Below are 22,934 nucleotides of genomic sequence, written 5' to 3'. Positions count from 1 at the left end.
TTTACTTTTTATCCTTTAACTGCTCCTGCCGTCATACCTTTTACTAGTTGCTTTTGACCTAATATAAATATAAATACTGAAGGTATTAAAATTAATATTGCCCCTGCTAGTACTACCCCATAACTACTTCCTTCTGAGTATTGAAGCATACTTATTCCTATTTGAACTGTTCTGTTATTTCCATTATTTATTGTTAATAGTGGCCATAAATATTGATTCCATGTATTAATGAATACATATATTGATAATGATGCTATTGCTGGCTTAGACACTGGTATTAAAATCTTAAATAAGAATTTTAAATTGCTACACCCATCAATTTTAGCTGCTTCTCTTATTTCCTTTGGTAATGTTAAATAAAACTGTCTCATCAAGAAAATTCCCATAGCTGATGTTAAAAATGGCACTATAAGAACTTGTAAACTATCATTCCACCCCCATGAACTTACAGTTAAGAAGTTTGATATAACTGTAGTTTCTGCTGGTATCATCATTGTTGATAAAACCATTAAAAACAATAAATTTTTTCCTTTAAAATCATAAAATGCAAATGCATACGATGCTAAACTTGCAGTTATAACTTGTCCTACTGTTACACATACAGAAACAATAAAACTATTAGTTATAAATTTTAAAAGAGGTACTGTGTTTAATGCAGCTTTAAAATTATCTAAAGTTAATTTACCTGGAATAATTTTATGAGGATACTGTGTCATTTCAGTTTGACTCATAAAGCTTAAACTTAATGCATATAAAAGTGGAAAAATAATTAGTAATCCAACAACTATACTTAATACAGTTAATATAATTTTATTTCTTTTTCGTTTACTCATTATTGATAATGTACCCCTTTCTTTTCAAACTTAAATTGTAACAATGTCACTATCATCATTATTACAAATAATATAAGTGCTTGAGCGCATGCCATTTCAAATCTTCCATTGAAAAATGCTTCTCTATAAATAGAATGAACAAGCACATTAGTTGAATCTCCAGGTCCACCTTGTGTTAGTAACTTTATTTGTCCAAAGGCTTGGAATGCATTTATTAAATTCATAAATACAACTAAAAACATTTGTGGAGATACCATAGGTATTATTATCTTCTTAACTTTTGTTAAATAACTTGCCCCATCTATAGATGCACTTTCTATAAGCTCAGTTGGTATATTTCTTAATCCTGTTAATAAGAATATAAAGTTTAATCCTATATTTAACCAAACAGTTACCATTGTAACTGAAATTAGAGCAAACTTTGAATCTGTTAACCATCCAATTTGTGTACCTAAAACATGATTAAGTATTCCATTTGTAGGATGAAAAATCATTGTCCAGATTACAGCTGCTGGCGCAGATGCTATTGCCATTGGTAATGAAAACATAAGTTCAAAAATTCTATTTCCTCTTAATTTATTATTTGCTAATAAAGCTAGTAAAAATCCAATAATTACAGATGGAGCTGCCACCATTAAAACAAATTTAAATGTTACAACTATTGAGTTATAGAATTCCGGTGAAGTTAAAATTTCTTTAAAGTTTTCCAATCCAACGAATTCCTTAATTTCTCCTCTTATATTAGTAGTAGACATACTCATTATTATTGTTTTTATAAATGGATAAAATACAAATAACCCAAATATAATAAATGCAGGTATTAAATAAAAATAAGGTTCCATTTTACTTTTTAATACCCTTCTATTTTTTAATGATACTCTTTTACTAATATTATTTTCATTTATATCCTTTAACTTTAGATATTGTTCCGCCATGTTTTTCCCCCTTAACTTTTATTTCCTTAATCAGAATACTTAAGCAACATTAAGTAAGTATTAGAAAATAGTTAAGTTAATTTAACAATTTATTCCTTTTTGTTAAATTAACTTAACTATCTCCAAATTAATTTTAAGTACACCTTAAAATATAAATTTCTTTATTTACACACAAAAAAAGGTTGTTCTTTTCGAACAACCTAAATAAATACTTTACTTAATCATTTTCTTTGCTCCATTATATGTTGCAATAAAATATCCTCCATAAACTACAACTAACACTATAGCTGTAAATAAGATATAATATTGAATATTTCCACTTCCAAAAATAGAAACAAGATCACTGGCTACTTTTAATCCCACTATAGAATGAACCATTGACAATGATAGTGGAACAATAAAATAAATTCCTATTTGAGTAAATAAAGACTTATTAATCATTTCATTATCAACACCAATTTTCTTTAGCATTCTATATCTATAAACATTATCTGCTGATTCACTTAATTGTTGAAGTGCAAGAACAGCTGCTGATGTTATTAAAAATACTATTCCTATATAAATTGCTAAATAAGATATCATTGCTCCTATCCCAACAGAATTATCTAAAAGTTCATTCTTAGTTAATCCATAAACTGAAACTTTCCCCTCTCTTTCTTGTGTCCTAAAATTTTCATTTAAATATTTTTCTGCTTCTTTTATATCACCTTTAAAATTAATATTTAAATTGCAAAATACAGCTTTTAATCCATCTGTAACTTCATCATTAACAACAATTGTACAAATATTATTTTTCATCATTGAATCATAAGTTGTAGCACTTATAACTTTATAATTTGCTGGTACTAATATTGTACCATTTATATCTACTTCTACATTATTATTTATATTTTCTTGAATATCTTTAATTACTTCACTTACATCTCCAAAAGCATAATATTCATCTTCTTTTAAATTTATTTCATCTCTATTCAACATTTTCATAAGTGAATTAAAATCAGAAAGCTTAATTATACTTATTGGTCTATCTTGTGATATTGGATATAAATTTTTATTTTTTTCAACTACCTCTTTACTAAAGAACTTTTTATAAGTAAAATCACTTTCATAATTAGTATATTGTGATTTTTCCCCTATAATTTCATCTAATCCTCCATATTGTTCATTAATTGTATTTAGTACATCTTCAGTATCATAAGACCAAAAACTAGCATCAAATTGAGTTAAATCTTCTACATCACTATTCATAGCCTTAGTTATCCCTAAGCCAGCTGAAAAAGTGCATATAGCTACAAATAACATTAAGCATATAAAAGACATTGATATAAAAGTTGTGTTTATCTTGCTATTTATTTGTCTTAAAACAAACATATTTAAGTTCTTTAAGTAATTCTTTTTATTGCTTTGAAATATCTTAAGTAAAAATCCTGACAAAGAAAAGAAAAATAAAAATGTACCTACTGCTCCAAATATAATTGCTTTAACTATTGTGCTATCCATAACAGCCAATCCATTTTTTAATATTATGTGATATCCTTCACCTATGCTTATAATACTTATTAAAAATACTATTATTGAAATCCAAATATTTTTAACTCTTAACTTTTCATTTTTCTTTGAATCATTTAATAAGTCTATTAACTTTACTTTTCTAATAGTTATAGAATCAAATATTAAAACAACTAAATAAATAAGTCCAAAATTACCTATAGTTCTTACAAATGCGGCTTTAGAAAATACAAATGTAAACTTAGTTATATTAACTTCAAATAATTTGGCCGTAAATATAGATATTCCCTGTGATAATAATACCCCTAGTACTAACCCTATACCTAAAGAAATTATCCCTATTAACATAGTTTCTATAAATATAATACTTGAAAGCTTTCTATTTTCCATACCTAAAGTCATATATATACCAAACTCTTTTTTTCTCCTTTTAATTAAATAGTTATTGGCATACACTATTAAAAATCCTAAAATAAAAGAAATAAATATAGAAACTATTCCAATAATATTACTTGTTAATTCAAAGGCATTAGCCTTCAAGTCACTTAACTCCATCATTATACTTTGAGACTCTATTGAATTAAAAGTATAAAATATACATACACCAAATACTAAGGTCAAAAAATATATTGTGTAATCTTTTAAACTCTTTTGTATATTCCTAAATGCTAATTTAAAATACATCTCTTTGGTCACCTCCAAGTAAGGTAACAACTTCAATTATCTTATTAAAGAAATCTTTTCTACTATCATTTCCTCTAACTAACTCATTAAAAATCTTTCCATCTTTAATAAATAAAATTCTACTTGCATAGCTTGCTGTAAAAGCATCATGAGTTACCATCATAATAGTTGCATTTAATTCTGTATTTAAATGTTCTAAACTTTCAAGAAGCATTTTTGCAGACTTTGAATCTAATGCACCAGTTGGCTCATCTGCTAAAACTAATGATGGATTAGTTATTATTGCTCTTGCACATGCAACTCTTTGTTTTTGTCCACCTGATACCTCATAAGGATATTTATTTAATATTTCTATAATCCCAAGCTTACTTGCTACTTCTTTAACTCTACTATCAATTTCTTTATGATTGACTCTTGAAATAGTTAGTGCTAATGCTATATTTTCATAACAAGTTAATGTATCTAATAAGTTAAAATCTTGAAATATAAATCCAAGTTCTTCTCTTCTGAATTTTGCTATTTTTTTAGTGTTTAACTTTGTAATATCATTATTATTTATAAAAATGTGTCCACTGCTTACTTTATCTATTGTTGAGATACAATTTAATAATGTAGTTTTACCACTTCCTGAAGCACCCATTACCCCAATAAATTCTCCTTCTTCTACTGTAAAACTAATATTATTAATTGCTTTAGTTATATTACTCTTATTTCCATAATATTTTTCTATATTACTTACCTTTAAAACTTCCCTTTTCATACTTTCCTCCACTGAGTTCATATTTTCAAGACTTTCCCTTGACTATGATTAAATTTTACAATTAATATGATACTCTATCCATAGAACTATATAACAGAAACCTTACATTTTTGTTATATAACAAAAATCGCACACCAAAGTGGTGTGCGTATTTTATAATTATCGCAGATGAAAATATACATATTTTCTCCTGATACAATTTATTATTAATCAACTTATACAATATAAGATAATTATTTTTATTAAATTAAAATATCTTTTCTTTTAAAGTTAATATGCGCAATTGTATATGAAATTACAATAGTTGCAATCATAACTATTATTCCATTTTGAACTGTCATATTAGGATTATTAAACGCTAATGCACTACTTCCAGTTAATACACTAATTCCATCACCATAGTTTACAAATATTAAATGTGCAACATCTTTAAGTGAATCTATTCCTTGACTTCCTATACTTAAAAATACCGTAACAACTACTGATAATGCCATAGTTATCATACTACTTTTTATTAAAGTTGAAATTAAAAATACTACTGAACAAGCTGCTATAATAAATAATCCTTGGAATAACATAGCTTTAACAAACAATTCTCCATTAGTTCCCATGTGCCCTGATCCTACAACTTTAACTAATTCAGCTACACCTTCAGAATTTATAACCTTATTATATTGAGCTCCTAAATTAACTGGATAGCTAGCTCCACCTAGTTTACTAGTTAAATTTACAAAAGCAAATCCTATAAGTTCTCCCCCTAAAATCATAGCAACAACTGTTATTGTTACTGATATAAACTTAGATAAAAGCACCTTTCCTCTTGTTACTGGTTGTACAAGTAGGAATTTTAATGTAGCTGGCGTACATTCTCCAGAAACTATATCACTCATAAATACAGCTATCCCACAAAGTAAAAGTGCCATTCCTAAAAATTGCATAAGTGAAGTCATATAGTTATAAGCTTCATATTCCCATCCATAAAGTGGCTCAATATTATTATCCTTAAGATAATTATACATTTCTAAATTATCTTGCTCTTCCATTAAATATCTTTTTGACCACTCATCATCGTACTTTTTATAACTTTCTATAATTTGCTTACTATCCTCAATCATTTGATCTAATTGAAGCTTCCATGCCTTTTCATCTAATCCATTTTTTATTATATCTTCATAGTTTTCTATTTGAGCCTTTGAATTTTCTATAGCCTCTTGTAAATATGTTATATATTCTGGATTAACATCAGTGTCTTTATTCAGCTCAAGTTCTTCATTATAATAGTTTAAATTATCTTGAGCCATTTCTAGTTGTTTCTCTGGTGAACTCCATACTCTCATATTTTTATCGCTTCTATATTGAGCAAATATAGTTACTGCTATGAAAGCTGCAAAAAGTGCAAATACTATCCATGTCTTGGACTTTTTCATAAGTTTTATTAATTCATTTTTTATTAAAGTAAATAACATTATCTTATTCCTCCCTCAACTAATTCCATATATCTTTGCTCTAAGCCTTTTCTTTCCTTATAGATTTCTTCAATATTAAAATTATTACATGCTAAATGCTTAACCAGCTTAGACGTTGAGTTAGATTCTAATATTATTTGTAATCCCTTATCATTAATTTTACATGATGAAACATAAGTTAATTTTTTAACTTCATTTTCAATTATTTTCTTATCATCATTAGAAACGAGACAAATTATATCTTTCTCAGTATCCATAGAATTTGTATCTGAATTTATTTCTTCAACAGCCTTAATTACTCCATCATTAATAAATGCAACTTTATCACAAAGATTTTGAACTTCTGATAATATGTGAGATGATACAAATACAGCCATTCCCCTTTCCTTAGCTGCCTTTTGTACAACTTCTCTAAAATCTAATATTCCAGATGGATCTAATCCATTCGTTGGCTCATCTAAAATTAGTAGCTTTGGTTTTGATAAAAGGGACGCTGCTAGTCCTAATCTTTGCTTCATTCCTAAAGAATATTTTCTTACTTTATCATCAATCCTTCCCTCAAGACCAACAAGTTTTATAGTTTCTTCTACATCTTCTTTAGATACCTTTCTTATTCTTGCAATTTGCATAAGATTTTCTCTACCTGATAAATACTTGTATAACTCTGGATTTTCAACTACTGCTCCAACTTCACTTAAAGCATTGGTTGTATCCTTACTTAAATCATGCCCACAAATTTTTATTTCTCCTGATGTTGGTTTAATTAATCCAACTAACATTCTTATTGTAGTAGTTTTCCCAGCACCATTAGGTCCTAAAAATCCAAATATTTCTCCAGACTTTATATTAAAACTTACACCTTTTATAATTTCTCTTTTTCCTAATGACTTTCTTAAATCATTTACCTCTAAAACATTCATGTATCTTCCTCCTACACTTTTTCCATCACTCCTTGTATTATATCTATAAAATCTTACTATATATTTTAAATTTTCTTAATAATTCCTTAATAAAATATGCCTCAGGTAAAATATACATATTTTACCTGAGGCATAGATATAAAAACATTTTTTCTACATTAATTTTATTTTATCAAAATACTCTTCTTTTAAAATATTATAATATAATTCATTAACTTCTTTATTATCTAATAACGGTAGTTCCCTTATCTTTTCAAACTTAAAATTAAATCCACATTTTTCAATTACTCTTTTAGATTTAAAATTATAATCAAAATGACCACACCAAATTAAATCTAAATTTAATTCTTCAAATCCATATTTTATTAATGCTTTAACAGCTTCAGGAATATATTCATTTCCCCAATATTTAGGATTTAAAACATATCCTATTTCACGTACATTTCCACCTTGCATATTTTTATCAATCTTTTTATAATGTAACCCTACTCCACCGATAACTTTACTTTCACTTTTTAAAACTACTGCGTATTCTTCATCACCATCTATAAACATATCAACTATTTCTTTACTATCTTCTATAGTTTTATGTACAGGCCACCCTGCATTAGGTCCTACTCTATCATCACTACCATAGTCATACATATCTAAATAATCATCTTTACACCATTTTCTTAATATTAATCTTTCTGTTTCAATACTCTTCATAAACTTACTCTCCCTTTTAGCACTAAAATTTCATCATATCATTTATAGGCAATAATATAGTTACCTCTGTTCCTTCATTTTCCTTTGATTTAATATTTATACCTAGTCCTAACTTTTCACAAAGCTTTTTGCACAAATACAATCCCATACCAGTAGATTTTACAAATTTTCTACCATTTTTACCTGTATACCCTTTTTCAAAAGCTTTAATTACAGACTTTTCATCCATTCCAATTCCATTATCACATATTTTTAAAAGAACATCATTCCCCATATTTTCACTATATATTTTTAAAACACTTTCTTTCTTATCCATATATTTAATACTATTACTTACTATTTGACCTAAAATAAATTCTATCCATTTACTATCACAGGATACTATTTTATCAACATTCCTAATATCAACTTTAACCCGTTTTTCAATTAAAGTATTAGCATTTTTTCTAATTACAGCATTAATAGATTTCTTTAAATTAATTTCTTTAATCAAATAATCTTTTTCTACTGCATTGCTTCTTGCATAAAATAAAACCTGTTCTATATAATCCTCAACCTTTGTTACCTCTTCTCCTATACTTTCAGTAACTTCATTATCATTATTTTCAATAAGTAATTTACAAGTTGCTATAGGAGTTTTTATTTCATGTACCCAAAGCTCTATATATTCTTTATAATCATTGCTATTTCTAATAGATTCACTTATATCATCCTTCATTGATTTTGTTGCTTGACTTATAATTTCAAATAAAATTTTACCCTCTAAAAAATCTTCTTCAGTAGCAACATCACCAATAAAATACTTTTTATCCAATTCATCTAATCTCTTTAATAAACTACTATAATACTTACTTTTTCTTAAACAATCATAAATAAAAAAAGATATACTGGCTAAAAAATTCAAAATACATATTATAAAAATTGCATAGGAAGATACATTTAATCCAAACAATAAATAAGATGTAATAACTAAAACAATTATATTAATTATTATAAATATAACTTTATCTTTAAAATATTCTATAAAGCTCATATTAAAATATACCCCTGTCCCCTCTTTGTTTGAATATAATCAACAGCACCTATTTCTTCTAATTTTTTTCTTAACCTATTAATATTAACAGTCAAAGTATTATCATCTACAAATTCATCATCCTGCCACAAAGCTTTCATTAAATCATTTCTCGAAACAATCCTCTCTTTATTTTTCATTAATGTAAAAAGAATTTTACTTTCATTTTTTGTTAACTCACACTTTTTATTATCAAATGTCATTTCACTAGTAGACATGTTATATTTTAAACCCTTAAATTCGAAAACTTCACTATCTAAATTTTGATATGTTCTTCGAATAATTGATGCAATCCTAGCAAGTAAAATTTGAGTATTATAAGGCTTAGTTATAAAATCATCTGCACCTAAATTCATACTCATAAGCTCATCTACTTCACTATTTCTACTTGTAACTACTATTATTGGAACATTAGATTTCCTTCTTATTTCTCTGCATATATAATAACCATCATAATACGGTAAATTAATATCTAACAATATTATATCTGGCTCCTCCTTCAGGGAAATATCAACTATATTTTCAAAATCTGTGGAATAACTTGTTTCATAACCATATCTATTTAAAAATGTACTTAACTCTAACCTTATTTTCTCTTCATCTTCTATAATAAAAATTTTATTATTCATTTATAAAACCACCCCTTTTTCATAATTATATCCATAATTTCTAGCAAAGCACAATTATTATATTTATAAATTAATTTCTATGTTAAAATATTTATTATACTTTTTCTTTTATATTAATTTAAAGATGGGGTGAAACTATTATGAAAGCACTTATTTTGTATACAAACACAGGTGCCGGACATGCTTCTGCTGGAAAAGCAATTTGTAATGCACTTGATAACTTAAATATTAAGACTGTAGAAATAGATACCTTAAGCTTTGCAGGAAAAAACACATCTAAAAAAGTAGAAAATTCTTATGTTAGCATAGTAAAACATAGTCCTAGATTTTTTGGATCACTTTATAAAGCGGGCGTAAAAATTAGTAACCCTAAGATAAAATCTATAATTTACATTTTAAATTCTCTTTATGCAAATAAAATATATAATGTTATTACTTCTGAAAATCCAGATATAATTATTTGCACTCATATATTTTGTGCCCAAACAATTTCTTATTTAAAAAATAAATATCCATTTAACTCCATTACTGCTGCTATTATAACTGATTATACCTGTGCACCTTTTTGGGAAGAAACAAATTTAGATTATTTTTTTATTCCTCACAAAGATTTAATTAATGAATTTATTAGTAAGGGAATAGATAAAAATAAACTTCTGAGCTTTGGATTACCAGTACACTCCAAATTTAAACAACACAAATCTAAAGTTGCTGCAAAAAAAGAACTAAACCTTGATCCTAATATGAAACATATATTATTAATGGGTGGCAGTATGGGTGCAGGCAATATACTTGAAAGTACCAGAATCTTATCTGATAAACTACCTAACATTCAGGTTACGGTTATTTGTGGACATAATGAAGAATTATTTAAAGAATTTAATAAAGTAAAACTAAATAAAAATATTAATATATTATCTTTTACAGATTCTATTGATTTATTAATGGATGCAAGTGATATTTTAATTACTAAACCTGGTGGATTGACCACAACAGAAGCAATGACCAAAAATTTACCTATTATAATGATAAACCCAATTCCTGGCGTAGAATCTGCTAATTGTAATTTTTTTAAAAGTCATGGGATGGCACTAGCTTCTAATTCAGTAAATGAAACTTTATCTCTGTGTAAATCTTTATTAACTGACGATTCATTATGCAATTCTATTATTCAAGCACAAAAGAAAAATATTAACTTAAATACGGCTGATGATATTGCTAACTTTCTAATAAAACAAGCAAATCATAGGAGGGAATAACCTTGTTTTTTAGAGATATTTTATTAATTATTTTATCTTTTTTATCAGGATCTATTATGTATTCTTATTTAATTCCTAAATTAGTTAAAGGCATTGATATAAGAAAAATATCAGATGATATGAATCCTGGTTCAGGAAATGTTATTAAATATTGTGGAATACCTTTAGGAATACTATGTATAATTTTAGATTTATTTAAAGCTTTTATTCCTGTTTTTATTTCTATTAATTATTTTTATACAAGTAACATAGCAATTATTTTTATTGCAATTTCGCCAATTTTAGGGCATGCTTATTCACCATTTTTAAAATTTCAAGGTGGAAAGGCTATTGCATCTACATTTGGTTCATTTTTAGCATTATATCCTATAAGTTATGTTGCATTAATATTTGCACTCATATTAATATTTTTTAAATTTATTTTAACTATTAAACCAAACTCTAGTGTTATTTTAGTTAGTATTTTATTTTTAGATATACTAGTATTTGCTTCTAATTCCAGTATTCATATTAAATTAATAGTATTTTTATCATCAATAATTCTCGGGCATAAGCATAGGGTAAATAGAAATGACGGTGATATAACAATCTCATTATTTAATAAATACTGTAAAAAAATTCTTTATCATAATCAAATTACTTAGTAATAACTATATAATTTTTCTATAAAATAATGAGTAGCAGATTTAGATATTTTGATTACTAAATTTGCTACTCATTCTTTCATTACATTAACTTAAGATAATTAATTTATAACTCTATACTATTCACTTTTTTCTAATTTAGAAATCTGCTTTTCTCCTAAATCAGCTAACTCCTTAAATTGACTTATAGTTTCTTTAAGCCTTGGTAATGCTTCTTGTTTATATGAACTAATTGCATTTAATGCCTCTAAAGTATCAGAAAAGGCAGATTTTAAAGTATCTACAGAAATATTAGATTCAATTGATTGCCTTTGAATTTCTGCTCCTTGCTCCTTAAGCATTTTTGATGTTCCGCTAATTAAATCATTTGTAGTTTTATTTAATAAATCTATCTTTTTCAAAACTATTTTTTGATTATATAGTGCACTAGCAACTATTGTTGCAGTTCTCAAAGCAGATATAGTTACATTTTTAGCTCTATCAACACCTCTTATAAGCTCTTTATTATTTCTTCTTATAACTTCAATTGCTATTATCCCTTGCTGATTAACAACTATCATTTGCTGCATATCCATAATTCTTTGCCTTAAAGGAAATAATATCTCCTCCGAAACAAAACTAATTCTATCCGGATCATCATTATTAACTTTTGCTTTATTTAAGGCATCTGAAATCTCCTCATCCATCATTATTCCCATTTCTATTTCTTTAGCTAACTTTTTTGTTAAATCCCTCATAGATAACTCTTCTATTTCCAAAGTAGTATTATCATTTTTTAAGGTTATCTTACCTTTTTCCAAAGATTCCATGATATCATTAATAACATTATCAGCTTTTTGATACTTATCAAAATAAGTACGTATTGGATTTGCAACCCTTCCGAAAAATCCTTTTTTTGTGAAGTCTATCATACTTGGATCAAGATCTTTCATTGCCCTTTGTAATTCTGTTAACCCAATAGCAACTTCTCCTCCTTCATCTCCCATTTTAGATAGATTTTTTATACTTACTTCTAATAAGGCGTTTTTTTGAGATGATTTTTGCATAGTATCTAACCCAAATTCATCAATTGATTTTAAAATCAACTTTCTATCCTCTAATGAATCCATATCTAAATTCATAACTGCTTCTACATTATTATCGCTTAATACTTTTAACTTTTTTACTTCTTCTTTTTCTGGCTTTACAGCTTCTATAACCTCATTTTTAATTTCTTCGGTATCACATACATTCATTGAAAATCCCATGTTCTCCCCCCTATTTCTCTACATCTCTGCATTAAATAAACTTCCTAACTTATAAATAACATCATCAGAATCTGCATTAATACTTGTTGCCTCATTAATTGCAGAAATATTTTCTAACGCCTTAATATTTGCATTATATCCAATAGTATGAACTGGTATTTCAACTGCTTCTAGGATTTCTTTTATATCTTCTAAAGAATGTCCAATATTAGTTTCACCATCACTTAATACAAAAAGCATTAACTTAGTATCTGGATTCTTTTCCTTTTCTTCTAAAAGCATTTTAACAGCTACAGCAATTCCATCAAATGTTGCTGTTCCTCCTCCAGCATCCATATCTTGTACAGCTCCAGTAAATAGTGATCTTTGATTTAAATCGAACTTTCCTATAGGAAGATTAATATTAACATCATTTGAATAAGTTACTAACCCTATAGAATTTTCTTCTCCTATATATTGTGATCCATTCAACAATGATTTTTTTAGCTCATTTAATGGTTCACCCTCCATGCTTCCAGACACATCTGCCACAAAAACTGCAGCTATAGGCTTATTACTATTTTTGTTTTCCTTCCATAGCTTTTGAGCCTGTATTATTACATCTCCTTCTAACTCTCCAATTTCACATTTATAATCTTCTAAGTTATTAAATCCATATTCTGTAGCTAAATCTTGATATTTTTCTCCTTTATAAAATTCAATGAATCTATTTAATATTTCTTTCTTTTCTTCAGATAAATTTCCAACTGCATATAATGGACTATCATGTCTATACCCAAATGGTGTAAATACATAATCTGCTTTTAATTCTGGTGAATTTATATATGTTTGATATTCCATAATAAATCCATCTAAAATACCTGATTCAGCAGAATTTCTTAATTGAAGTGTTGTATATGCTACTAATGGTATATTAGTTTGAAATTCATTAAAGCCCTCAATTGCTTTTTCACTTAATGGATCACTTGAATCAAATGTGCTTAATGTTGATACTAAAAAATTTAATCCTGTTGCACTTGCAAATGGATTTGTATATCCCATATTTATTTCTCCATTAGCAACAGCCTCTGTAACATTCTTCAAGTTAATTGAACCATACTTTTCTATTAAATCATCATACTTTTCCTTAGACATAATAATGCCAGCCACATTTCCAACCATTTTTTCATCATATAATTCAATTGTCTTGCCATTGGCTTTTACCATTTCTCCCCATAGCTCATTTGATGGATTATACGCATCTGGTAAATATTTCTCTGAAACTATATAATCCATTCCAAGCCCTGATGCTACTTGCCTTATCTTAACTGAAACAGTTTTCCCATTCACTTCTATTCCTGCCTCATTAAAATCATTAGCTACATCTATTAACCAACTATCCTTTCCAGTACCAGTTTTCTCACCTGTAGAAAATATTTCAATATAAGTGTCAGTAGTATTCTCAACTTGTGCTGGATACTTTTCAATATCCGGAATAGTATCTTTTACATCCTCAACGCCTAAATCTATGGCTGCTTTTCTAGGTTCTATTTCATTAATATCAATATCTTTACAAATCTTATTCAACTTATCAGTTGCATTTTCTTCAGATATAGCTTCTTTACTTTTTCCCCAATTTTTAGTTAAAGTTATTCCGCCATAAACTAATCCAAAAATTACAATAGCCATAACTATCAAAATACCTGCAAGTTTTCCACTTTTCTTACCACCCACTAATCCATACCCCCTACTTCTTTTATTTATCTACTTATAAAATTTTATTTTATTAATTAATTCATCAACATCCTTAATTGCACTCATATTTTCTAACTCTCCATCTTCTAAACTATTAAATTTTGATAACTCAAAAAGAAATTTATCTAATTTCAATAAAATCTCCTCATTATCTTCTATAGAATCTTTCACAAAAAATATATATTCATCAAACATATCTTTTTTCTGCTCTTCTATTTTTCCATTAAGTTTCCCATTTTTAATGTCCTTTTTTATTTTTTCATATTCTTGTTCATCAAAAATATTTATTTTATTGATAACACTCTTTATATTTATATAAAAAACATCTCTTACTTCAGTTATTGTCTTTTTAAATTTTATATAACTCATTTCATTTACAGTAAATTTTTGCAATAGTATATCATCTATTTTTTCTTGCTTTTTGTCCATTCTTTCTATTTGTTCTAATAAAATATCAATATCCTTTGAAAAAACTCTTTTACTGCTATTCTCCTTTAATGCTTCTATGTAATCCTCACTATCATCTAATTTAGAAATATCAATTTCATTATCTTCTTTTATTAATATTTTGTAATTTCCAATAATGAAAATAATAAAGCTCATTATGATTATTGTTATACCTATTGATGTTTGAAATATATTAATAAAATCTATTTTAATATTAAATAATCCTGGTGAAAAAATAATAATATTAAGCATTACAATTGCAATATTCAATCCTAGTAATGAACTTATTCTTTTAACCTTCAAATTGCAACACCTCTTTTTTTCGTTTTTTATATTAAAATATATTCTCTTTTATGCGTGAATATTTATTTTTATAAAAAAACTCTACTCTAAAAATAATTGCCCTCTTTATGATTTCAAATAATATTTATAATTTTTATAAATATGCTTATCTAAAAACAAAAAAGTCCTATATTAAGGCTTAACTTATATTCAACCTTAATATAGAACTTAATTTTTTATCTAAATGCAGATGGAGATATCCCGTAATACTTTTTAAATAATTTACTAAAATGATACGCATCATTATATCCAACTCTTTGAGCTACCACTTTAATAGGAATACTTTTATCTTTTAGTAAATCTTCTGCTTTTGATAATCTTATTTTAATTAAATGATTTATTGGAGAATCTCCAATCTCTTCCTTAAATATCTTTGAAATATAAACAGGACTTAAATACATATTCTTAGATATCTTGTCCAATGAAATATCACACATATAATTTTCATTCATATAATCAATAATTTCCCTAACTATATTTTGTTTTTCAGATGATTGAAATGAACAATTATATTCATCTTCCTGCTTTTCTTCGCTTTCAAATTCCCTACATAAAATAATCAACAATTTCATTACTAAAGATTTAAGTACTAATGGATATCCCACCCTTTTCATTTTTTCCTCTTTAATAATTTCATCACAGCACTTTAAAAATTCATTTTCATATTTTTTTAATTTTATTACAGGGCCTACTCCTTTATTATCTATGTAATTCTCTCTTATATCACTCAATTTAAAATTATGAACACCTATGTGCAATTGAGTATATTTAGAATACTCACCAGGTGTCTCCATATGATATAATCCTGGATTTGAAATTAATACTTCCCCTTTTTTTATCGTATAATTATTACCATCAATACAATAGTCAGCTACTCCAGATGTTACTATTGACAACTCTAAAAAATCATGACAGTGATACTTAAATTCCCAATGATTATCACTTCCATTTAAACTTGCTTGAAAAGCAAATAATACTTCTGGATTATATTCCTCTGTTCCTCTACCCCATTCAAACATTTCTTTCTCCTTGTCTCATAAACTTCATTATAATTATAACTTTATATAATAATATACATCAATAGTTTAAGATATCACATTTCATTTTTATACCTAAAATTATAATCTATATAAGGAAATTATATTGAATAAAAACGGAGGTAACTGTTATGGAAAGTTTAAAATGGATAATTGGGTATTTAAAATACCACATTCCCAAATACAGTATTGCATTAATTTTAGTATTAATAACTTCACTATTAAGTATGATTAATCCTTTCCTAGCTGGAGATATAGTTGATAGGGTTTTAAAAGGAAATGAAAAGAATATATTAATTCCTATTCTAATCATTATGCTAGTTGTTGTTGTAATAAAAGGAATACTTACTTATACGTATCAAATGATTTTTGAAAGAGTATCACAAGACATACTTCTTAATATTCGTAAAGATTTATATTCTAAATTATTAAAATTAGATTTTGACTATTATAATAATACCAAAACTGGTGATATTATGGCTAGAATGACTGGTGATACCGATGCACTTCGTCATTTTATAGCATGGGTTGTATATAATATTTTATCAAATTTAAGCGTATTTATATTTGCAATTATTTCAATGGCTATTGTAAGTCTCCCTTTAACTCTATTTATGCTTGCTATTTGTCCTATAATTGCAATAATAACTATAAAAATGGGAGTTCAAATTTCTCCTACTTTTTATAATATAAGAGAAGCTTATTCAAGGCTTAATTCTGTTACTCAAGAAAATATAAGTGGTAATAGAGTTGTAAAAGCCTTTAGTAGAGAAGATTATGAAATAGAAAAATTTAATAAAGAAAATTTGAATTATAAAGAAAAAAATATGGATACTACCAAAATTATAGGTAAATATATGCCTGTATTAGAATACTTATCAAGCTTTTTATCAATAATAATGATACTGGTTGGAGGTATTTTAGTAATTAATAAATCTATGACATTAGGTGATTTAGTCATATTTAATGGATTACTTTGGGCATTAAATAACCCTATGAGAATGGCTGGATATTTAATTAATGATACAGAAAGATTCATAGCTTCTTCAATTAAAATAAGGGAATTATTAAATACAGAATCAAATATTAAAAACTCTAAGGCTCCTGTTAAATCAGAAAGAATTCATGGTGATATTTTATTTGATAACGTTTCTTTCAACTATGGAGATACTGCAGCCCTAAAAAATGTTTCTTTTGAAGCTAAGTGTGGACAAACTATTGGAATAATAGGGCCTACTGGAGCTGGTAAATCTACTTTAGTAAATTTAATTTGTAGATTTTATGATGCAACAGAAGGTGAAGTTTTAATTGATTATACACCAATAAAGAATATAGATATCAAGCAATTGAGATCTTCAATAGGAATGGCAATGCAGGATATATTTTTATTTTCAGATACCATTGAAGGTAATATAGCTTATGGTAACCCATCAGTATCTCTAGATAAAGTTAAAGATATTGCTAAGCTTTCAGAAGCACATGGATTTATCTCTGAAATGCCTGAAGGTTATGACACAATTATTGGTGAAAGAGGTGTAGGTTTATCAGGTGGACAAAGACAAAGAATATCTTTAGCTAGAGCCTTAATAACTAATCCTTCAATATTAATCTTGGATGATACAACCTCTGCTGTTGATATGGAAACAGAATTTAAAATTCAAAAAGAAGTTAATTTAAATAATCCAAATAGAACTAATTTTATAATTGCTCACAGAATATCTTCCGTTAAGTCTGCTGATTTAATATTAGTTCTTGATAATGGTCGAATTATTGAAAGTGGCACACATGATTCATTAGTTAATAATAAAGGATACTACTATGAAGTATATAAGACTCAGTTTGGAGACTTTAATTTATCTAAGGAGGTAATATAAATGGCTAGAAATAAATATGATATTGATGAAGAGTTACAAGAAGGTTTTAACTTCTCTCATCTTAAGAGACTTACAAAGTATATGAAACCATATAAAAATAAAATTACTATATCAGTTGTATTAATGTTAATTTCAAGCTTTGTTTCACTTCTTGGGCCCTACTTAATAAAAATAGCTTTAGATGATATTATACCATCTGGTAATCTAATAAATTTAATAATTTTATCACTCATTTATGCATTATCACTTATATTAGTTAGTGCTTTTATGAAGCAACGTATACTTACAATGGGTGAGGTTGGACAAGATATTCTTGTAGATATGAGAAATGATTTATTTGTTAATTTGCAAACTCTTCCATTTAGTTATTACGATAGTAGACCTCACGGAAAGATTTTAGTAAGAGTTGTGAATTATATTAATTCATTAAGCGATTTATTGTCTAATGGATTTGTTAATTTAATTGCTGATACTGTAACTCTTTTAATTACTATTATATTTATGTTTTGTTTAGATTATAAACTTGCATTAGTTAGCTTAATTGCTTTACCAGTTTTAATTGCTGTTATGATGTCTCTAAAAAAAGCACAAAGACTTGCTAATCAAAAACTAAGTTCTAAACAATCTAATATGAATGCCTATGTACATGAAAGTATAAATGGAATTAAAGTAACACAATCATTTTCTCGTGAAGAAGAAAATATGAAAATTTATGAGGATGTTTGTAAACAATATAGTGATTCTTGGATTGATTCAGTTAAATTAAATTTCTTGGTTTGGCCATCTATAGATATTATTTCGGTTGCTTCTATTTCTTTAATTTATTTATTTGGTATTTTAATATTTGATTCATCAATCAAGGTAGGGGTACTAGTAGCATTTATCGGATATGTGTGGAGATTTTGGGCTCCTATAACTAATATAGGTAACTTTTATAATACAATAATAAATGCTATGGCTTATTTAGAAAGAATCTTCGAAACAATGGATGAAAAACCATTAATACATGATGAACCTAATGCAAAGATTCTTCCTTCAATTGAAGGTCATGTTGAATTTAAAAATGTAACTTTTATGTATGAAGAAGATAATCCTATATTAAAAAATATTGATATGAACATTAATAGTGGTGAATCTATAGCTCTAGTTGGGCCTACTGGAGCAGGTAAAAGTACTATTGTAAGCTTAATAAGCAGATTTTATGATATTAATGAAGGTGAAATTTTAATTGATGGTATTAATATTAAAGACGTAACTTTAAAATCTCTTAGACAACAAATGGGTATTATGCTTCAAGATTCATTTATCTTCTCCGGAACTATAATGGATAATATTCGTTATGGTAAGCTTGATGCAACTGATGAAGAAGTTATTGAAGCTGCTAAAATAGTACAGGCTCATGAATTTATAATGGAATTTGAAAATGGATATTACACTGAAGTTAATGAAAGAGGTTCAAGGCTTTCTGTTGGCCAAAGACAACTTATATCATTTGCAAGAGCATTACTAGCTAATCCTAGAATCCTAATATTAGATGAAGCAACTTCTAGTATAGATACTCAAACAGAACTTCTGCTTCAAAAAGGATTAGATGAATTATTAAAAGGAAGAACTTCCTTTATAATTGCTCATAGATTATCTACAATTAAAAATTCTTCAAGAATAATGTATATAGATGACGGACGTATTGTTGAATGTGGTACTCATGATGAATTAATGTCATTAAAAGGACATTATTACAACCTTTATCAATCACAATATGCTCTTTTAAAAGAAGCAATTTAAAGATAGTTAATAGTGATAAGTTAATAGTTAATGAATAAATTTAGCTTGAGCTGAATTTAGGAGAAATACATTTTAGAAACTCCATAAGGAGTTTCTACCTTAACTCTTAACTATTAACTATTAACTCTTAACTAAATCAGTGTATTATTAATTTTACTCCAAAATATCCAAAGGATATCAAAACGGTATTCCATATGCTAATTCCGAGTGATGAGTATAATACAAACCCCCAAAAATCTGTTCGAACAACTCCTGATACTAATGATATTAATGTTCTTATTACCGGTATTAATCTACAAATAAAAACCGCTTTATTACCATACTTTTTAGAATAGCTTAATATCTCTTTAGTATATTTTTCGGTTTTAGGTGCTTTTTTATTAAACCATTCTAGAATCGGAGTTCCTATGTAATAACCTATGATATAAAAAGCTATACTTCCAAACACAGCAGCAGCTATAGATATTAAAATTACTAGAAATAAACTATTTTTTGTTTCTGCTACAAAAGCTCCTATTGTAGGCATAACTACTGTAGCAGGAACACCTGGACAATTTAGATGTTCTAAAAAAATAACTATAAATAAAAAAATAAGTCCATATTTAGAAAAATACTCTAATACAATGCTAGTCCCCATTACATACTCTCCTCTTTATTGGAGTTTTTAAATAATTATTATATTAATATGTTAACTTTCTACCATATATACTTAGAATATTTTATTTTGAACTGTAATTATAAATTTTTTCTTAATTATTTTATGTTATCGATTTCACGTTGTTGGAATATTTATATATTAGTTGTATAATAATCTATGATTTAATAGTAAATTAACTTTTTTTTACAAATATTTAACTTTAAAACAATCATAGGGGGATTTTTATATGAAACTTTCTTTTACCGAGCAGTCGAAACGCTCATTTTTGAAATTTTTATTTGCTCCATTAATTATTAACTTTATTATTGAGCTTTGTAGTAGAAGAAACCTACTAGATACTTTTGGATATATCTTTGGTTCTCCATTAGTATTTTTATATAATTCATTAATTATTTTATCAACTTTATCAATAGTACTATTATTTAAGAGAAGAACTTTCTTCTTCACATTAATTACAACTATTTGGATTGGTTTTGGTGTGACAAATGGTATTATATTAAGTAATAGAGTTACACCATTTACAGCAACTGACTTAACTCTTGCAGAATTTGGACTAGGTATTATTTCTAAATACTTATCTCCTTTCATGACAAGCTTAATTAGTGTTTTCTTAATAGTATTAGTAATAGGAATTGTAATTTTATTTTTCAAAGGACCAAAATTTAAAGAAAAAATTAATTATAAAAGAAATATTTTAATTGTTGCTGCAGCATGGACAATTTTATTTGGATCAACTAAGCTTGCAATAACTACAAATGTTATATCTTCTTATTTTGGTAATATTGCATTTGCATATTTAGATTATGGTTTTCCTTATTGTTTTGCAAATACTTTATTTAACACAGGTATTGATAAACCTAATGATTACTCAGAAGAAAAAATGGCAGCTATTTCGGATTTAATTACTACTAAAGATACAACTAATGTTGCTACTACAACTGAAACTAATAATGATGATATTTTATTAGCTAGTACTGAAGGTGGATTAAATCAAGATGAAACTGAGAAAAAACCTAATATAGTTATGGTGCAATTAGAATCATTCTTTGATCCAACACTAGTGAATTTTTTAGAATTTTCTCAAGATCCAGTTCCTAACTTTAGAAGTCTTATGGAAAACTATCCATCTGGATACGTAACAGTTCCATCTGTTGGTGCTGGTACAGCAAATACTGAATTTGAAGTTCTTACTGGAATGAGCCTAAAGTTCTTTGGACCTGGTGAATATCCTTATAAAACTATTCTTCAAGAAAGTACTGCTGAAAGTATAAATTATGACTTAAAAGATTTAGGTTATTCAACTCATGCTATTCATAATAATAAAGGTACATTCTATAATAGAAATTTTGTATTTTCACAATTAGGATTTGATACTTTTACTTCATTAGAATATATGGAAGTTGAAGAATTTACTGCAAAGGATTGGGCAAAAGACTTTTATTTAACTGATGAAATATTAAAATCGCTTGACTCTACAGATGGTTCAGATTTCGTTTATACAATTTCTGTACAAGCCCATGGTGATTATCCTAAAGAGCAAGTATTAGAAAATCCAATAATTACAGTTGGTGGTTTACCTGATGAAGGAACTACTAATGCATTTACTTACTATATAAATCAACTTTACGAAGTAGACCAATTTATAGGTCAATTAACAGAAGCTCTTTCTCAAAGAGATGAAGATACTGTATTAGTATTATTTGGGGATCATTTACCTACTCTTGGATTTAAAGATGAAGATTTAGATAATGGTTCTATATTCCAAACTGAATATGTTGTATGGAGTAACTTTGATCTTGAAAGAGAAGATGAAGATTTAACAGCTTACCAATTAACAGCTTCAGTATTAGACAGCTTAAATATTGATAGTGGTGTTTTAACTAAATTCCACAACCAATTTAAAGATTCAGAAGATTACCTATCTGATTTAAAATTATTACAATATGATATGCTATATGGTGAAAAATATATTTACGGTGGTGAAAATCCATTTATAGCTACAGATTTAAAGATGGGTACTTATGATATTACTATAACTAATGTTTATGAAGAAGATGGTAACTTAATAGTAAAAGGTGAAAACTTCAATAAATACAGTAAAATTTATATCAATGAGCAATATACAAAAACTGTTTTTGTTGATGAAAACACATTAATGGCACAAAATATTACCTTAGAACCTGATTCATCAATCGTTGTAACTCAACGTACTAGTGGTGGTGGAAAATTAGGTTCTACAAATACTTTTACTTATACAGTTGATGATGGAGATGTAATTGAAGTTCAATAATATAATTTTAGGGATGTATCAAAATAGGGAGAGTAGATAGATTTGTGTAAAAAACAAATCTATCTACTCTTTTTTTGTATGATTAGTTGGTAGATTTGGAA

The 22,934-nt window shown here is 26.8% G+C and carries 19 protein-coding genes; 5 read left to right on the top strand and 14 right to left on the bottom strand.

Annotated elements, in window-relative coordinates:
- Window positions 1–8: 8 nt before the first annotated feature.
- The 9 genes from ABUA17_RS13395 to ABUA17_RS13355 form a co-directional block, all read right to left on the bottom strand.
- A complete protein-coding gene (locus ABUA17_RS13395) occupies window positions 9–833 on the bottom strand; it encodes a carbohydrate ABC transporter permease (protein ID WP_055291636.1) in 825 nt (274 codons plus the stop codon).
- A complete protein-coding gene (locus tag ABUA17_RS13390; protein ID WP_082423904.1) occupies window positions 833–1,768 on the bottom strand; it encodes a carbohydrate ABC transporter permease in 936 nt (311 codons plus the stop codon). The genes ABUA17_RS13395 and ABUA17_RS13390 overlap by 1 nt, the downstream gene beginning before the upstream one ends.
- A 213-nt stretch (window positions 1,769–1,981) precedes the next feature.
- Window positions 1,982–3,961, bottom strand: coding sequence for an ABC transporter permease (locus tag ABUA17_RS13385; RefSeq protein WP_055291637.1), 1,980 nt, complete (start codon window positions 3,959–3,961; stop codon window positions 1,982–1,984).
- On the bottom strand, window positions 3,951–4,721 hold the full coding sequence (locus ABUA17_RS13380; RefSeq protein ID WP_195951158.1) for an ABC transporter ATP-binding protein: 771 nt from the start codon (window positions 4,719–4,721) through the stop codon (window positions 3,951–3,953). Before ABUA17_RS13380 ends, ABUA17_RS13385 begins: the two co-directional genes overlap by 11 nt.
- Window positions 4,722–4,963: 242 nt before the next feature.
- On the bottom strand, window positions 4,964–6,187 hold the full coding sequence (locus tag ABUA17_RS13375; RefSeq protein WP_042398035.1) for a DUF2705 family protein: 1,224 nt from the start codon (window positions 6,185–6,187) through the stop codon (window positions 4,964–4,966).
- Window positions 6,187–7,107: an ABC transporter ATP-binding protein gene (locus tag ABUA17_RS13370; protein ID WP_042398033.1), complete on the bottom strand. Its 921-nt coding sequence runs from the start codon at window positions 7,105–7,107 to the stop codon at window positions 6,187–6,189. The genes ABUA17_RS13375 and ABUA17_RS13370 overlap by 1 nt, the downstream gene beginning before the upstream one ends.
- A gap of 153 nt (window positions 7,108–7,260) precedes the next feature.
- Complete coding sequence (locus ABUA17_RS13365) at window positions 7,261–7,815, bottom strand: GNAT family N-acetyltransferase (RefSeq protein WP_042398031.1); 555 nt, start codon at window positions 7,813–7,815, stop codon at window positions 7,261–7,263.
- Window positions 7,816–7,837: 22 nt separating this feature from the next.
- The gene (locus ABUA17_RS13360; RefSeq protein WP_055291640.1) at window positions 7,838–8,848 is read right to left on the bottom strand and encodes a sensor histidine kinase; all 1,011 of its coding nucleotides are present in this window, start codon (window positions 8,846–8,848) and stop codon (window positions 7,838–7,840) included.
- The gene (locus ABUA17_RS13355) at window positions 8,845–9,516 is read right to left on the bottom strand and encodes a response regulator transcription factor (RefSeq protein ID WP_055275514.1); all 672 of its coding nucleotides are present in this window, start codon (window positions 9,514–9,516) and stop codon (window positions 8,845–8,847) included. The genes ABUA17_RS13360 and ABUA17_RS13355 overlap by 4 nt, the downstream gene beginning before the upstream one ends.
- 140 nt (window positions 9,517–9,656) lie before the next feature.
- Here ABUA17_RS13355 and ABUA17_RS13350 point away from each other — a divergent pair, with 140 nt between their 5' ends.
- Window positions 9,657–10,775 (top strand): MGDG synthase family glycosyltransferase, encoded by a 1,119-nt coding sequence (locus ABUA17_RS13350; RefSeq protein ID WP_055291641.1) that lies wholly within the window; start codon window positions 9,657–9,659, stop codon window positions 10,773–10,775.
- A 2-nt stretch (window positions 10,776–10,777) separates the two neighbouring features.
- A complete protein-coding gene (locus tag ABUA17_RS13345) occupies window positions 10,778–11,419 on the top strand; it encodes a glycerol-3-phosphate acyltransferase (protein ID WP_052330654.1) in 642 nt (213 codons plus the stop codon).
- A gap of 119 nt (window positions 11,420–11,538) precedes the next feature.
- Here ABUA17_RS13345 and ABUA17_RS13340 read toward each other — a convergent pair whose 3' ends face one another.
- From ABUA17_RS13340 to ABUA17_RS13325, 4 genes are all read right to left on the bottom strand, one after another.
- The gene (locus tag ABUA17_RS13340) at window positions 11,539–12,666 is read right to left on the bottom strand and encodes a toxic anion resistance protein (protein ID WP_042398022.1); all 1,128 of its coding nucleotides are present in this window, start codon (window positions 12,664–12,666) and stop codon (window positions 11,539–11,541) included.
- Between the two features lie 18 nt (window positions 12,667–12,684).
- Window positions 12,685–14,379: a vWA domain-containing protein gene (locus tag ABUA17_RS13335; protein ID WP_288161051.1), complete on the bottom strand. Its 1,695-nt coding sequence runs from the start codon at window positions 14,377–14,379 to the stop codon at window positions 12,685–12,687.
- A 30-nt stretch (window positions 14,380–14,409) separates the two neighbouring features.
- The gene (locus tag ABUA17_RS13330; protein WP_042398019.1) at window positions 14,410–15,150 is read right to left on the bottom strand and encodes a hypothetical protein; all 741 of its coding nucleotides are present in this window, start codon (window positions 15,148–15,150) and stop codon (window positions 14,410–14,412) included.
- 215 nt (window positions 15,151–15,365) lie between these two features.
- Window positions 15,366–16,208, bottom strand: coding sequence for an AraC family transcriptional regulator (locus tag ABUA17_RS13325; protein WP_042398016.1), 843 nt, complete (start codon window positions 16,206–16,208; stop codon window positions 15,366–15,368).
- 149 nt (window positions 16,209–16,357) lie between these two features.
- Between ABUA17_RS13325 and ABUA17_RS13320 the strand changes: the two genes are divergently transcribed.
- Entirely contained in the window at window positions 16,358–18,100 is a 1,743-nt protein-coding gene (locus ABUA17_RS13320) for an ABC transporter ATP-binding protein (protein ID WP_055291643.1), read from the top strand.
- A complete protein-coding gene (locus tag ABUA17_RS13315; protein WP_042398012.1) occupies window positions 18,101–19,885 on the top strand; it encodes an ABC transporter ATP-binding protein in 1,785 nt (594 codons plus the stop codon). It abuts the gene before it with no gap.
- 136 nt (window positions 19,886–20,021) lie between these two features.
- On the opposite strand, the gene ABUA17_RS13310 is transcribed toward ABUA17_RS13315, so the two are convergent.
- Complete coding sequence (locus ABUA17_RS13310; RefSeq protein WP_042398009.1) at window positions 20,022–20,522, bottom strand: DedA family protein; 501 nt, start codon at window positions 20,520–20,522, stop codon at window positions 20,022–20,024.
- Window positions 20,523–20,769: 247 nt separating this feature from the next.
- Here ABUA17_RS13310 and ABUA17_RS13305 point away from each other — a divergent pair, with 247 nt between their 5' ends.
- Window positions 20,770–22,833, top strand: a complete 2,064-nt coding sequence (locus ABUA17_RS13305; protein ID WP_055291644.1) for an LTA synthase family protein — start codon at window positions 20,770–20,772, stop codon at window positions 22,831–22,833.
- Window positions 22,834–22,934 lie beyond the last annotated feature (101 nt).

It is taken from the genome of Clostridium sp. RTP31139st1_H3_RTP31139_211217, from assembly GCF_040227035.1.
Taxonomy (GTDB): domain Bacteria; phylum Bacillota; class Clostridia; order Clostridiales; family Clostridiaceae; genus Clostridium; species Clostridium saudiense.
Note: the sequence above shows the minus strand (reverse complement) of the source record. Positions and strands in the feature narration are given on the sequence as shown.

Excerpts from the sequence above, each read along its gene's own strand:
- ABUA17_RS13395 (WP_055291636.1), bottom strand. The coding sequence starts at position 833 with ATGAGTAAACGAAAAAGAAATAAAATTATATTAACTGTATTAAGTATA.
- ABUA17_RS13390 (WP_082423904.1), bottom strand. The coding sequence starts at position 1,768 with ATGGCGGAACAATATCTAAAGTTAAAGGATATAAATGAAAATAATATT.
- ABUA17_RS13385 (WP_055291637.1), bottom strand. The coding sequence starts at position 3,961 with ATGTATTTTAAATTAGCATTTAGGAATATACAAAAGAGTTTAAAAGAT.
- ABUA17_RS13380 (WP_195951158.1), bottom strand. The coding sequence starts at position 4,721 with ATGAAAAGGGAAGTTTTAAAGGTAAGTAATATAGAAAAATATTATGGA.
- ABUA17_RS13375 (WP_042398035.1), bottom strand. The coding sequence starts at position 6,187 with ATGTTATTTACTTTAATAAAAAATGAATTAATAAAACTTATGAAAAAG.
- ABUA17_RS13370 (WP_042398033.1), bottom strand. The coding sequence starts at position 7,107 with ATGAATGTTTTAGAGGTAAATGATTTAAGAAAGTCATTAGGAAAAAGA.
- ABUA17_RS13365 (WP_042398031.1), bottom strand. The coding sequence starts at position 7,815 with ATGAAGAGTATTGAAACAGAAAGATTAATATTAAGAAAATGGTGTAAA.
- ABUA17_RS13360 (WP_055291640.1), bottom strand. The coding sequence starts at position 8,848 with ATGAGCTTTATAGAATATTTTAAAGATAAAGTTATATTTATAATAATT.
- ABUA17_RS13355 (WP_055275514.1), bottom strand. The coding sequence starts at position 9,516 with ATGAATAATAAAATTTTTATTATAGAAGATGAAGAGAAAATAAGGTTA.
- ABUA17_RS13350 (WP_055291641.1), top strand. The coding sequence starts at position 9,657 with ATGAAAGCACTTATTTTGTATACAAACACAGGTGCCGGACATGCTTCT.
- ABUA17_RS13340 (WP_042398022.1), bottom strand. The coding sequence starts at position 12,666 with ATGGGATTTTCAATGAATGTATGTGATACCGAAGAAATTAAAAATGAG.
- ABUA17_RS13325 (WP_042398016.1), bottom strand. The coding sequence starts at position 16,208 with ATGTTTGAATGGGGTAGAGGAACAGAGGAATATAATCCAGAAGTATTA.
- ABUA17_RS13320 (WP_055291643.1), top strand. The coding sequence starts at position 16,358 with ATGGAAAGTTTAAAATGGATAATTGGGTATTTAAAATACCACATTCCC.
- ABUA17_RS13315 (WP_042398012.1), top strand. The coding sequence starts at position 18,101 with ATGGCTAGAAATAAATATGATATTGATGAAGAGTTACAAGAAGGTTTT.
- ABUA17_RS13310 (WP_042398009.1), bottom strand. The coding sequence starts at position 20,522 with ATGGGGACTAGCATTGTATTAGAGTATTTTTCTAAATATGGACTTATT.
- ABUA17_RS13305 (WP_055291644.1), top strand. The coding sequence starts at position 20,770 with ATGAAACTTTCTTTTACCGAGCAGTCGAAACGCTCATTTTTGAAATTT.